This is a genomic window from Pantoea sp. SGAir0215 (assembly GCF_043543215.1).
In genome coordinates this window covers 100,378-114,253 of the sequence record NZ_CP028031.1, presented here as the reverse complement: position 1 = coordinate 114,253, position 13,876 = coordinate 100,378, and the positions used below count along the sequence as shown (strand labels likewise).

At 55.9% G+C, this 13,876-nt stretch carries 12 protein-coding genes; 10 read left to right on the top strand and 2 right to left on the bottom strand.

Translation table 11 applies throughout. The annotated features are described in order from the left end of the window. Nucleotides 1-62: 62 nt before the first annotated feature. Together pmbA and cybC are read left to right on the top strand one after the other, a co-directional pair. Nucleotides 63-1,403 (top strand): metalloprotease PmbA, encoded by a 1,341-nt coding sequence (pmbA, locus tag C1N64_RS00600; protein WP_006118343.1) that lies wholly within the window; start codon nucleotides 63-65, stop codon nucleotides 1,401-1,403. Between the two features lie 95 nt (nucleotides 1,404-1,498). After that, on the top strand, nucleotides 1,499-1,885 hold the full coding sequence (cybC, locus tag C1N64_RS00595) for a cytochrome b562 (protein ID WP_006118342.1): 387 nt from the start codon (nucleotides 1,499-1,501) through the stop codon (nucleotides 1,883-1,885). Between the two features lie 32 nt (nucleotides 1,886-1,917). Here the strand turns inward: cybC and C1N64_RS00590 are convergent, their stop codons facing one another. After that, entirely contained in the window at nucleotides 1,918-2,718 is an 801-nt protein-coding gene (locus C1N64_RS00590) for a DeoR/GlpR family DNA-binding transcription regulator (protein WP_133745666.1), read from the bottom strand. Between the two features lie 34 nt (nucleotides 2,719-2,752). Continuing rightward, nucleotides 2,753-3,649 (bottom strand): sugar kinase, encoded by an 897-nt coding sequence (locus C1N64_RS00585; RefSeq protein ID WP_054686988.1) that lies wholly within the window; start codon nucleotides 3,647-3,649, stop codon nucleotides 2,753-2,755. A gap of 166 nt (nucleotides 3,650-3,815) precedes the next feature. On the opposite strand from C1N64_RS00585, the gene yihU reads away from it, so the two are divergent. The 8 genes from yihU to C1N64_RS00545 are packed head-to-tail and all read left to right on the top strand — an operon-like array spanning nucleotide 3,816 to nucleotide 13,660. Continuing rightward, nucleotides 3,816-4,739 (top strand): sulfolactaldehyde 3-reductase, encoded by a 924-nt coding sequence (gene yihU, locus C1N64_RS00580; RefSeq protein WP_394515190.1) that lies wholly within the window; start codon nucleotides 3,816-3,818, stop codon nucleotides 4,737-4,739. Continuing rightward, nucleotides 4,736-5,611 (top strand): sulfofructosephosphate aldolase, encoded by an 876-nt coding sequence (gene yihT, locus C1N64_RS00575; protein ID WP_058702679.1) that lies wholly within the window; start codon nucleotides 4,736-4,738, stop codon nucleotides 5,609-5,611. Before yihU ends, yihT begins: the two co-directional genes overlap by 4 nt. Before the next feature lie 13 nt (nucleotides 5,612-5,624). Next, the gene (gene yihS / locus C1N64_RS00570; RefSeq protein ID WP_058702678.1) at nucleotides 5,625-6,866 is read left to right on the top strand and encodes a sulfoquinovose isomerase; all 1,242 of its coding nucleotides are present in this window, start codon (nucleotides 5,625-5,627) and stop codon (nucleotides 6,864-6,866) included. Between the two features lie 26 nt (nucleotides 6,867-6,892). Further along, a complete protein-coding gene (locus tag C1N64_RS00565; RefSeq protein ID WP_058708633.1) occupies nucleotides 6,893-7,735 on the top strand; it encodes an aldose-1-epimerase in 843 nt (280 codons plus the stop codon). A 40-nt stretch (nucleotides 7,736-7,775) separates the two neighbouring features. Next, entirely contained in the window at nucleotides 7,776-9,833 is a 2,058-nt protein-coding gene (locus tag C1N64_RS00560) for an alpha-glucosidase (protein WP_058702676.1), read from the top strand. 12 nt (nucleotides 9,834-9,845) lie between these two features. After that, nucleotides 9,846-10,757, top strand: coding sequence for a sulfite exporter TauE/SafE family protein (locus C1N64_RS00555; RefSeq protein WP_006118334.1), 912 nt, complete (start codon nucleotides 9,846-9,848; stop codon nucleotides 10,755-10,757). A gap of 43 nt (nucleotides 10,758-10,800) precedes the next feature. Next, the gene (locus tag C1N64_RS00550; protein ID WP_033740007.1) at nucleotides 10,801-12,195 is read left to right on the top strand and encodes an MFS transporter; all 1,395 of its coding nucleotides are present in this window, start codon (nucleotides 10,801-10,803) and stop codon (nucleotides 12,193-12,195) included. 25 nt (nucleotides 12,196-12,220) lie between these two features. Then, nucleotides 12,221-13,660, top strand: a complete 1,440-nt coding sequence (locus tag C1N64_RS00545; protein ID WP_058702675.1) for an MFS transporter — start codon at nucleotides 12,221-12,223, stop codon at nucleotides 13,658-13,660. Nucleotides 13,661-13,876 lie beyond the last annotated feature (216 nt).

Genomic DNA, 13,876 nt, shown 5'->3' with positions numbered 1-13,876 from the left:
GAAATTGTTCTCTGACTCTGATAGACTCAAATTATTCAACCATAAGATTAGACGGCAGGTCGATGAACGTATCAACTCAAGTTGCAGAACAGCGAAAAGCACTGGAACAGGCAATTGCACAGGCGCTTGAACTGGCAAAAGCAAGTACGGATGGCGCGGAAGTCGCGGTGAGCAAGACCACCGGTATTGGTGTCAGTACCCGTTACGGCGAAGTGGAAAACGTCGAATTCAACAGTGATGGCGCACTGGGCATCACTGTTTACCACCAAAACCGTAAAGGCAGTGCCTCATCGACCGATCTCAGCCCGGATGCCATTAAACGAACCGTGCAGGCGGCGATTGATATCGCACGCTATACCTCGCCGGATCCCTTTGCCGGCCCGGCGGATGCCGAACTGCTGGCTTATGACGCACCGGATCTGGATCTCTACCATCCGTGGGAGATCGATGCCGATTATGCTATCCAGCTGGCGGCACAGGCAGAGCAGGCGGCACTGCAGGCAGACAAACGCATCACCAATACTGAAGGCGGTAGTTTTAACAGCCATGTCGGTATCAAAGTCTTTGGTAACAGCCACGGCATGCTGCAAAGCTACTGTTCCAGCCGTCATTCGCTGTCCAGCTGCGTCATTGCTGAGCAGGACGGCAATATGGAGCGTGATTATGCGTACACCATTGGCCGCGCCATTGAGGACTTAAAGAGCGCGGACTGGGTTGGGGCTGAGTGCGCTCGCCGGACGCTGTCGCGCCTGGCACCGCGTAAGCTCGATACCATGAAAGCGCCGGTCATTTTTGCGCCGGAAGTCGCGACCGGCCTGTTCGGCCATCTGGTCGGCGCCATCAGCGGCAGCAGCGTCTATCGTAAATCCACATTCTTACTGGATGCGATGGGCAAACAGATTCTGCCTGAATGGCTGACCATTCAGGAGCAGCCGCATCTGTTAAAAGGCCTGGCCTCCACGCCGTTTGACAGCGAAGGCGTACGTACACAGGCCCGCGACATCATTAAAGATGGCGTGCTGCAAACCTGGCTGATGACCAGCTATTCTGCGCGCAAGCTGGGCCTGACCAGCACCGGTCACGCGGGCGGCATTCATAACTGGCGCATCGCCGGTCAGGGGCACAGCTTCAACGACATGCTGAAGCAGATGGGCACCGGGCTGGTCGTGACCGAACTGATGGGACAGGGCGTCAGCGCCATCACGGGCGATTATTCGCGTGGCGCAGCCGGTTTCTGGGTGGAGAATGGCGAGATTCAGTATCCGGTAAGTGAAATTACGATTGCAGGTAACTTAGGCGATATGTGGCGGAACATTGTTACCGTAGGCGATGACATTGAAACCCGCAGCAATATTCAGTGTGGTTCTGTTCTGTTACCCGAAATGTATATTGCCGGACAGTAAAATCTCTTTTAAGTTGTGTAGGCGATAGCAAGCGGAGGGCATCGACCCTCCGCTTTTTTATAAGCAGCGTTTTCACAATAAAAAGGAAGCTGAGCATGCGTAAAGCGTTTATGTCGTTGTTAGCTGTTGCCTTGTTATCTGTTAATGTCACCGCCGGTGCGGCTTCTCTTGAGCACGATATGAAAGAGATGGCGGGTATTTACAAGTCGCTGGATGGGGCGAAAAGCGCCGATCAGCTGCACAAAATGTTAGGTGATTTGCGCGCCAAAGCCGAAGATGCCAAAAAAGGCACCCCGGACAAACTGGAAGGCAAAGCACCGGACAGCCCGGAAATGAAAGACTTTCACAAAGGCATGGATGATTTGATTGCCCAGATTGATAAAGCCGATGCACTGGCTAAACAGGGCAAGCTGGATGAAGCCAAAGCAGAAGCGCAAAAACTGGCTGCTATCCGTAACGAAAACCACAAGAAGTTCCGCTAAACACACGCTAACCCCGGCACTGCCGGGGTTAATTATTCCGCCCCCTCATCGCCACCCGGCTTAGCCAGGATCACTTCAACCTGATGGGTTTTCAGCAGGTTTTGCAGCGCCGTACCCGGCAGTTTATCAGTGAACAGGGCTGTCGCCTGCGCCACGCTGCCCATCTCCACCGCGGCCGAGGCCTGGAATTTAGTATGATCGGCGGCGAGCAATATATGACGCGAATGCGCCATCATCGTTTGTGCAACGTTGGCCTCATTGACGTCAAATTCCAGCAGCGCACCGTCACTCTCAATGGCGCCCATGCTGGTGACGAGATAATCCGCCCGGAAACTGGCCACAAAGGCCGTGGTCACCGGACCAATAATGCCACCATTGTGTGGGCGCAACGTGCCGCCGGGCACCATGACTTCAAACTGGGGGCATTTATACAGAATATGTGCCACCCGCAGGCTGTTGGTGATAACCCGCAGATGCTTATGGTTCATCAGGGCGCGGGCCACATGCTCCACGGTGGTGCCAATCGTAATAAACACCGTGGAACCATCAGGAATGTAGTCAGCGATGGCGTCAGCGATAGATCGTTTTTCATCGGTTTGTGAGACTTCGCGCTGTTCAAAGGCGGTATTGACCACGCTGGATGCGCGGCCTGCGCCGCCATGATGACGGGTAATCAATCCCTGTTCGCTGAGTTTGCGAATGTCGCGGCGTACCGTTTGCGTCGACACATCCAGTAGCACCGCAAGTTCATCAATATTCATGTAGCCACGTTCGGCGATCAGGCTGAGTAAACGATCGTGGCGAGGATTACCGGTTACGTCCGTAAGGATCATGAGCTGCTCTCTGAAGACCACTTTGGCTGTCAGTTTAACCATTAACTGACATAAAAGAACAGGTTTGCTCATAATCGGGAATACCGGCCCGGCCACCCGGGCGCGTACATTTTAAGGCCGCGACAGCGCTGGCAAAGCGCACCGCTTCCGCCACGGCGGGCTTTTGGGCCAGCCTGAATGCCAGTGCGCCATGAAAAACATCGCCGGCACCGGTCGTGTCGACCACCCTGACATGAAAAGCTGGCTGATGCTGTAATGTGCCCGCATCAAGCCAGAGGCAACCCTGAACGCCTTGTGTCACATAGACATGGCCTTTTGTGAGCATTTGTGCTTTTTTCAGCGCACTGGCGTCACTTTCCATACCGGTCAGACGCTGCAAACCGGGTGCGGAAAACGCCGCGTGGTCGCTCAGCGTTACCAGTTCAGCAATGTTTTGTGGCGTCACATCGCCATCCAGAATGGTGGGAACGCCGGACCTGCGTGCCAGCGTAAAGGCGCATTTTGCGCCCTGATGCCAGCGGACATCCGCCAGCACGGCATCCCACTGAGAAAAATCGATTTCCGTTAGCCAGTCGGCCTCGTCGGGTAAATCCGGGCTGGGATAGTTGGCGATGATACGTTCGCCTTCAGCATCCACAAGAATGGCAGATTGCGAGGAGCGGGCAGCGTTAAAAATCTTTGTATAACGTGTATTTACGCCGTAACTGTTTAACTCGGACAGCAGCCTTTTCCCGGTGTCATCGTCCCCGACCCGGCCAATAAAATCTACCTGCGCACCCAACTTTGCAGCCGCGACGGCTGCCGTGGCCGCCGGGCCACCGCCGACTTCCCGATAGTTGCTGGCGACATATTTTCCGCCCTGATGCGGTAACGTTTCCAGGTACCAGATGCGATCCAGTACGGTGATCCCTACACAAGCTATGCGCGTCATCACTCTTCCTCAGACATTTTCTCGTGCTGTCATTTTAATTTCATCAAATGTTTTAAAAGTGACACCTGTCAATTTTTTGACCTTAAATTACAAATATGATCCAAAAAAGACAGTAAAAATCATATATCGGACAAAATGTGACATTCATCGGGTTTGGGAGAGCGGTATGGCGGAAGTAGCGTTTATTGGACTGGGGCAAATGGGGGCGCCGATGGCGAGCAATCTGCTTAAGCAGGGCTATCAGCTCAGGGTGTTTGACGTCAATCACGAGGCGGTTGCCAGGTTAGTGGAAAAAGGCGCACAGGCTGCCCGTTCTCCAGCCGAGGCCGCCGAAGGGGCTGAATTCGTTATCACCATGCTGCCCAATGGCGATTTGGTGCGCGCTGTCCTGTCAGGTGATCAGGGCGTCTGTACCACGCTGTCGCCTTCGGCACTGGTGATCGATATGTCGACGATCCATCCGCTACAGACCGACCAGATGATTAACGAGATGCGGGCGAGCGGCTTCAGCATGATGGACGTGCCGGTTGGGCGTACATCCGATCATGCTATCGCCGGCACGCTGTTGCTGCTGGCAGGCGGAACACTGCAACAGATTGAGCGGGCAAAACCGCTGCTGTTGGCCATGGGAAATGAGGTGGTGGTGGCTGGCGGACCGGGCATGGGGATTCGCGTCAAGCTGATTAATAACTACATGAGTATCGCCCTGAATGCGCTCTCTGCAGAGGCGGCGGTGCTGTGTGAAGGGCTGGGGCTGCCGCTGGACGTTGCGCTACAGGTCATGAACGGCACGCCAGCAGGGAAGGGGCACTTCACCACGACCTGGCCAAATAAGGTGCTGAAAGGCGACCTGTCACCGGCCTTTATGATCGATCTGGCTCATAAAGATCTGGGCATCGCGCTGGATGTGGCTAACCAGCTGCATGTGCCCATGCCGCTCGGGGCCGCCTCACGTGAGGTTTACAGCCAGGCGCGCGCCGCCGGACGCGGACGTCAGGACTGGACCGCCCTTCTCGAACACGTGCGCGCCAGCGCAGGCCTCTCACCTTCGACAACCCCTTGTGACGCTCAATCAGAGGAAAGCACATGACTCATTACACCCTTAAAGACATCGCCCGGCCATCAGGTGGTTTCGCCATGCTGGCTGTGGATCAGCGTGAAGCGATGCGGCTGATGTTTGCCGCCGCGGGTGCGCCACAGCCGGTCAGCGATCGGGTTCTGACCGAATTCAAAGTGAATGCCGCCAGCGTGTTATCGCCTTATGCCTCCGCCATCCTGGTGGATCAGCAATTTTGCTTTCAGCAGATTGTGGAGCAGCGGGCTGTGTCGCCCGGTTGCGGCATCATTGTCGCGGCGGATGCGTTTATCCCGGGCAACGGCATTCCGGTTGACAGTGTGGAGATTGATCACCGCGTCGATCCTCAGGCCGTCAAGCGTGACGGGGCAAAGGCGCTCAAGCTGCTGGTGCTGTGGCGCAGCGATGAAGACGCACAGCAGCGGCTCGATATGGTGAATACCTTCACTGCGCGCTGTCACCGCCATGGTCTGCTCAGCATTATCGAACCCGTTGTCAGACCGCCGCGCCGGGGCGATCGCTTCGAACGCGAGCAGGCGATCCTCGCTGCAGCGAAGGAACTGGGTAACAGCGGAGCGGATCTTTATAAGGTGGAAATGCCGCTGTACGGCAAAGGTTCACAAGCCGACCTGCTGACGGCCGCGCAGAAACTTAACGATTTGATCATGATGCCGTGGGTCATCCTCTCCTCTGGCATTGACGAAAAATTATTCCCACGAGCCGTCAGAGTCGCCATGCAGGCGGGTGCCTCCGGATTCCTGGCGGGCCGCGCAGTCTGGTCTTCGGTTATTGGTTTGCCCGATACCGACCTGATGCTGCGGGATATCTCTGTTCCCAGACTGCAACGGCTGGGCGAGATCGTAGATGAAATGATGGCGAAACGTTAATAGGGAGAAGCAGATGAAATGGTTTAACACCTTAAGCCACAATCGCTGGCTCGAACAGGAAACCGATCGGATTTTCAGTTTTGGCAAGCATGCGGCGGTGCCAACCGGATTTGGCTGGCTGGGTAATAACGGTCAGGTCAAACCCGATAAGGGAACGCACCTGTGGATTACCGCCCGCATGTTGCACGTCTATGCGGTGGCGGCCTCAATGGGGCGGCCCGGGGCTTATCAACTGGTTGAACATGGTATCAATGCGTTAAACGGTGCGCTTCGCGATAAAAAATATGGCGGCTGGTACGCCTGCGTCAACGATGAAGGCGTTCTCGATGCCTCCAAGCAGGGCTACCAGCATTTTTTTGTATTGCTGGGCGCCGCCAGCGCCGTTACCACCGGCCATCCGGCGGCACGTCCATTGCTGGATGAGGCGATCAAGGTCATTGAACGTTACTTCTGGAGTGAAGACGAGCAGATGTGCCTGGAATCCTGGGACGAGGCATTCAGCAAGACCGAAGACTACCGGGGAGGGAACGCCAATATGCACGCCGTTGAAGCGTTCCTGATCGTGTATGACGTCACGCACGATAAGAAATGGCTGGATCGCGCGCTGCGCGTCACGTCCGTAATCATCCATGATGTCGCGCGTCAAAATAATTACCGCGTGAATGAACACTTTGACACGCACTGGACGCCACTGCGCGATTACAACAAAGACAACCCTGCCCACCGCTTCCGTGCTTATGGTGGCACGCCCGGCCACTGGATTGAGTGGGGGCGACTGATGCTGCATCTGCACGCCGCGCTTGAAGCGCGCTTTGAAACCCCACCGGCCTGGTTAGTGGAAGATGCCAAAGGGTTATTTCACGCCACCCTGCGTGATGCCTGGGCGCCCGATGGCGCAGACGGTTTCGTTTATACCGTGGACTGGGACGGCAAGCCCGTGGTGCGCGAGCGGGTACGCTGGCCTATCGTCGAAGCGATGGGAACCGCCTATGCGCTGTATACCGTCACCGGTGAGGCGCAATACGAAGTCTGGTATCAGAAGTGGTGGGACTACTGTATGACCTACCTGATGGACTTCGAAAACGGTTCCTGGTGGCAGGAACTGGATTGCGAAAACAAGGTGACGACCAAAGTCTGGGACGGCAAACAGGATATCTATCACCTGCTGCATTGCCTGGTCATCCCACGCCTTCCGCTGGCACCGGGCCTGGCTCCCGCTGTCGCCGCCGGATTACTGGACTGTAACGCAAAATAATTCCAAAACAGACGGGAGTACCAGCTATGCACAGCAGCGGAAAAACCCTTGTACTGCGGGCCGGAGACTATCAGGCCACCCTTGTCACCGTGGGCGCGGGTCTGGCTGAACTGACATACGCAGGTCAGCATCTGGTGCTCCCCCATTCCCCTGAAACCCTGCCGCTGGCGCACATGGGGAAGGTACTGATTCCCTGGCCCAATCGCGTCGCGAAGGGCACCTGGTACCATAACGGTAAATGGCTTCATTTACCGATCAACGATCACGAAGGGGGAACCGCCATTCACGGTTTGCTGGCGTGGCGTGACTGGCAGATTGCGGAATATACCGACAGCACAGCGAGGCTGACAATCTTTTTACCGCCCAGCTACGGGTATCCGTTTGCCCTGGTTTCAACGGTGACGTACCGGCTGGATGCCATGCAGGGCCTGCAGGTGACGCTCGACAGTCAAAATACAGGACGTGAACCTGCTCCTTATGGCGCAGGTGCGCACCCGTATCTGACCTGCAACAGAATGCCGCTGGACGAGTGCCTGCTCACGTTGCCTGCCGCGATAGCGCAAGGCGATTTCCTTTCCCCACGTCTGCTCGGCGCAACGCAAATTGATGACAGCCTTCGCACAGGCACGGACGGCCAGCAGTGGGAAGTGCGCCTGACCAGCCGGAAGCCGTCCCTTTCTGTTTACTTACGTAGCGATCAGCCCTGGCTGCAAATTTACACCGGCGAAAAACTGGGCCGCACCGGGCTGGCAACCGAGCCCATGAGTTGCCCGCCTGATGCGTTTAACTCCGGCGTTGATCTGGTCTGGCTCGCACCGCAGGCGACGCATCGGCTGGCCTTCACCCTTGGCTGCGATCGCCCCGGATAAAGATCATCTTACCGCCTTACCCTACAACTAAGAGGCCAGTATGCACTTACAACATCTTGAAACGGCAGGGGTAAAACTCACTGCCACTGATAACGGCTTTTCACTGGTTTATCACGGCCGCGTTATTCTGAGCCACAGCCCGGAAGCGCCCTGTCTGTGGATGGGGCACGGTCGGGCCGACATTAAAATGTTTCGTGGCAACTTCAGTATCAAAGATCGGCTGAATGAAAAGCTGGCCCTGACTGAGGCCACCATGACGTCGCAGGCCGACTGTTGGCACATCCGTTTCTCGCGCGGCAACGTCATCAGCGCCACGCTGACGGTTGGGCTGGATGCCGGCGGGCGTTTACTGCTCACGCTAAATAATGACGCCGACAGTCATAACCGCATCTGGCTACGGCTGGCAGCGCAGCAGGCTGATCACATCTACGGCTGCGGCGAACAGTTTTCCTGTTTTGACCTGCGCGGGAAACCGTTCCCGCTCTGGACCAGTGAGCAGGGCGTCGGACGGAATAAAAACAGTTATGTTACCTGGCAGGCGGACTGCGCGGAGAATGCCGGCGGCGATTATTACTGGACGTTTTTCCCTCAGCCCACCTTCGTCAGCAGCCAGAAGTATTACTGCCATGTGGACAACAGCGGCTACATGAATTTTGACTTCAGCGCACCCGATTATCACGAACTGGCGTTCTGGGAAAACCGCGCGACGTTACGCTTTGAATGCGCCGACAGCTATATTGCGCTGCTGGAAAAACTGAGCGCCTTGCTGGGCCGCCAGCCTGAATTGCCTGACTGGGTTTACGATGGCGTGATTCTGGGCATTCAGGGCGGCACCGACGTGTGTCAGCAGAAGTTAGACAAGATGCGTCAGGCGGGTGTGAAGGTTAACGGTATCTGGGCTCAGGACTGGTCCGGTATTCGCATGACGTCGTTTGGCAAACGTGTCATGTGGAACTGGCAGTGGGACAGCGAACTCTATCCGCAACTGGATACACGCATTCAGCAATGGAAAGCCGAAGGCGTCCAGTTTCTCTCTTATATCAATCCTTATGTCGCCAGCGATCGCCCTCTGTGCGACGAGGCCGCCCGGCACGGCTATCTCACCAAAACGGCTTCCGGTCAGGACTACCATGTTGAATTTGGTGAGTTCTATGCGGGCGTTGTCGATCTGACTCATCCTGATGCTTATAACTGGTTCAAAGAGGTTATCAAACAAAATCTGATCGGCCTGGGCTGTGGCGGCTGGATGGCGGATTTTGGCGAATATCTCCCAACCGATACGGTTCTGCATAACGGTGTCCATGCCGAGATTATGCATAATGCCTGGCCCGCGCTGTGGGCAAAATGTAACTACGACGCGCTGGCAGAAACCGGCAAGCTCGGCGAAACGCTCTATTTTATGCGCGCGGGTTATACCGGCAGTCAGAAATACGCTGTGATGATGTGGGCCGGGGATCAAAACGTTGACTGGAGTCTGGACGATGGCCTCGCGTCGGTAGTGCCTGCCGCCTTGTCGCTGGCAATGAGTGGGCACGGTTTGCATCACAGTGACATTGGTGGCTATACCACGCTCTACGGCATGAAACGGAGCAAAGAACTGCTGCTGCGTTGGTGTGATTTCAACACCTTTACGCCCATGATGCGCACCCATGAAGGTAACCGTCCCGGCGATAACTGGCAGTTTGACAGCGATGACGAAACCATGGCGCATTTTGCCCGTATGTCGACGATCTTTACTTCCTTAAAGCCTTACATCAGGCAGGCGGTGGCGCAGAATGCCCGCAGTGGTCTGCCTGTTATGCGGCCGCTTTTCCTGCACTATGAAGCGGATGCCCGCACTTATTCGCTGAAATACCAGTACCTGTTTGGTCGTGATTTGCTGGTCGCGCCAGTGTATGAAGAGGGCCGCCACGACTGGACGCTCTATCTGCCGGAGGATCGCTGGATAAACCTCTGGACCGGTGAAGCGGCCAGCGGTGGCGAGATCACGGTGGCCGCACCGCTTGGCCAGCCGCCCGTCTTTTACCGGGCTGAAAGTGAATGGCAGGCGTTATTTGCCTCGTTACGGCTGATCGACAGTGCCGGTTCGACGCGATAAAGGAGAAAGGGTATGGATTTCTTCACGCTTTTTACTCCCGACGGGCTTGAGCTGAGTATTGAGGTTGTCTGCATCATCATCGCCATCATGTTCCTGTATACCTTCATCGGTATCTGCGCAGGCTTTGGTGGCGCGCTGGTGACGATGCCGCTGATCACCTTGTTGCTGCCGGTCAAAATGGCGGCACCTATGTCGGTCATTGTCGGGACAGCCACCGCGTTATATGCGACCTGGTTGTCACGTAACGAAACCCACTGGCGATCTGCGCTGGTGCTTATCCTGTTCTCCTTTGCCGGCATTCCCCTGGGGATTTATGCGCTCGCCAGTTTCCCGGACAACATCATGAAAACCGGGCTGGGCACTTTCCTGATCCTGTACGCGTTTTACAGCCTGTTTGTTCCTCGTCTGCCCGTCTGTGACAAAAACTGGCTAGTGGTGCCGACGGGCATCATCGCCGGCGCTCTGGGGTCGGCTTTTGCGACCAACGGCCCGCCGGTAGTGATTTATGGCATGTTGAGAAATCTGGCTCCGGCGGCGTTTCGTGGCACGCTCAATGCGTTTTTTACCGCCAGTAACATCGCCATTATTGGCGGCCTGACGACCAGCGGCATCTTAACGCTGTCAACCGTCAAGCTGGTGCTGTTCTGCGTGCCCACCATGATCCTGGGCTCGCTGGTGGGCCAGTATGTTCACCAACGCATCTCTGTCAGCACTTTCCGGCTGATGGTGCTCCTGCTGCTGATCGCATCCGGCGCCATGCTGATCAAGGGGGCGTTGGCGATTCCGGCATGGTCGGTACTGGTGCCGGTGTTTGGCCTGCTGGCGATTATGCAGTGGGTATTGGGCAAAAAAGTTGCGGCGATACGCGCGGAAACACAGCAGCAAGCGGAAACACAGCAGCAAAACGCTTCCCCTTCATCCTGAGCAAGGTTACCCGCCAGGCGGGCGGGTAAACCGGAGAACCATCATGAATCAGCAAACTGTATCTTCTGCCGGCGAGCCTGCGACGCTGCGGTTGCCGTTCCGGGAAAAAGTGGCCTATGGCATGGGCGATCTGGGTTCTAACATCCTGTTAGATATCGGGACGCTTTACTTACTGAAGTTCTATACCGATGTGCTGGAGCTGCCGGGAACGTACGGCGGAATTATCTTTCTGGTCGCCAAATTCTTCACGGCGTTTACCGATATGGGCACGGGCATCATGCTGGATTCGCGGCGCAGGATTGGCCCGAAAGGGAAGTTCCGGCCGTTTGTCTTGTACGCCGCGTTTCCGGTCACGCTTTTGGCTGTCGCCAACTTTATCGGCACGCCGTTTGAAATCACCGGTAAAGCGGTCGTCGCCACGGTGTTGTTTATGTTGTATGGCCTGTTCTTCAGCATGATGAACTGTTCGTACGGGGCGATGGTGCCCGCCATCACCAAAAATCCTGATGAGCGCGCCTCCCTGGCCGCCTGGCGGCAGGGCGGTGCAACGCTGGGGTTACTGATTTGTACTGTGGGTTTTGTGCCGGTGATGAACCTGGCAGAAGGCAGCGCGCAGTTCCGCTATATCGCTGCAGCCACACTTTTCTCGGCATTTGGTTTGTTCTTTATGTGGTGGTGCTATGCCGGTGTAAAGGAGCGCTATGTCGAACAGCCGTCTGCCCACCCCACGCAAAACCCGGGCCTGTTAGCCTCCTTCCGCGCTATCGCGGGTAACCGTCCGCTGTTTATTCTCTGTATTGCCAACCTGTGCACACTGGGGGCGTTCAACGTCAAGCTGGCGATTCAGGTCTATTACACCCAGTACGTTCTGAACGATCCCATCCTGCTGTCATGGATGGGCTTCTTTAGCATGGGCTGCATTTTTATCGGTGTCTTTATGATGCCCGGCGCCGTCAGGCGCTTTGGTAAGAAAAAAGTGTATATCGGCGGTTTGCTGATTTGGGTCGTGGGCGATCTGCTCAACTATTGCTATGGGGGCGGTTCCGTCAGTTTCATCGTGTTTTCCTGTCTGGCTTTTTTTGGATCTGCCTTTGTGAACAGTCTTAACTGGGCTTTGGTCTCTGATACGGTCGAATACGGGGAATGGCGGACGGGCGTGCGTTCTGAAGGCACGGTTTATACCGGTTTCACCTTTTTCCGTAAGGTCTCACAGGCACTGGCGGGCTTTTTCCCCGGCTGGATGCTGACCCAGATTGGCTACGTGCCTAACGTTGTCCAGCGCGCCGGTACGGTCGAGGGCCTGAAGCAACTGATGTTTATTTATCCCGGTGCGTTAGCCGTGGTCACGATTGTGGCCATGGGGTGTTTCTACAACCTCAATGAAAAGATGTATGTCCGCATCATTGACGAGATTGACGCCCGTAAGCGTCAGCACTGATTTGGCTCTGTGATAAGGATCCGTTATGAACACAGGTTCTGATCCCTTAACGCTGAAACTGCCTCTGCGTGAGAAGTTTGCTTACGGCATCGGTGATTTCGGCTCCAACCTGATGCTGGCTATCGGGACGCTTTACTTACTTAAGTTTTACACCGATGAACTGGGGATGCCGGCCTGGTATGGCGGCATGATTTTCCTCGTCGCCAAATTCTTTACGGCCCTTACCGATATGTTTACGGGCATCGTGCTGGATTCACGGCGGACAATTGGCGCAAGAGGAAAATTCAGGCCGTTTATCCTGTATTTTTCGCTGCCGGTCGCGCTGGTGGCGGCGGCGCAGTTTGTGGCGCATGACCTCAGCCTGACATGTAAAACGGCTGTCGCCACCGCGCTGTTTATGCTGTTTGGCCTGTTTTACAGTCTGATGAACTGTTCCTACGGGGCAATGGTGCCTGCCATCACCAGGAATCCCACCGAGCGCGCTCATCTTGCCGCCTGGCGGCAGGGCGGGGCCACGTTAGGATTGCTGGTTTGTACCGTAGGCTTTATGCCCATCCAGTCGCTGTTTGTGGGCAAAAGTGCGCTGGGTTATCAGGTGGCGGCTGCCGTCTTTGTCACTGGCGGATTGCTGTGCATGGGGCTTTGCTACAGCGGCGTGAAAGAACGCTATGTCGAGGTCACGCCCGCCCATCACAAACCTGGCGTTGCAACCGCCTTTCGCGCCATCTTTCACAATCCGCCCTTGCGGACGCTGTGCCTGGCGAACCTGTGTACCCTGGCGGCATTCAACATCAAGCTGGCGATTCAGGTTTATTACACCCAGTACGTGCTGAACGATGTCAGTCTGCTCTCCTGGATGGGTTTCTTCAGCATGGGCTGTATTCTGGCCGGTGTGCTGCTGGTGCCCGCTGCGGTGAAACGTTGGGGTAAAAAGCAGGTGTATCTCGGTGGTTTAGTATTCTGGGCTGTCGGCGATCTATGCAATTTTCTCTGGGGCAGCACATCGCTAATGTTCGTCCTGTTCTCCTGTATGGCGTTCTTCGGCACAGCGTTTGTGAACAGCCTTAACTGGGCGCTGGTGCCGGATACCGTCGAGTACGGTGAATGGAAAACCGGTATCCGCGCAGAGGGCGCCTGCTATACCGGCTACACCTTCTTCCGTAAAATCTCTGCCGCCATGGCGGGGTTTTTGCCGGGCCTGATGCTGACACAAATCGGCTATGTGCCGAATGCCCTTCAATCGGATGCCACGCTGGCGGGGCTGCGGCAGTTGATCTTTATCTGGCCCTGTACGCTGGCCATCGCGGCGGCACTGATTATGGGATGGGGTTACAGGCTCAATGAAGCGCGTTTCGCGCGCATTGTCGCGGCCATTAACCAGCGTAAACGGCACGCTCTTGCCCCTGCTGCTATCCCAACGCGCAACGAGGCCTGCGTTCAGGTGACGGGGGCGGAAAAGCCATAAGTTTCTCTGTTAAGACGTGATGGCAGGTAACTGTTTGTCGGTTTTGTGACAGCGGTACAGTACCGGCCATCGCGCATTATGTGTTCACAGGCGCATCACTGCGCACAGGTAAGACAGCCTAACCGGTTGTTTTACATAACCTGACTCGCCATTCTCCCCCTGTTCACTCCCCACTTTGCGGCACCGATCACGCTCAGGTGCAGGATTTCCACTTCG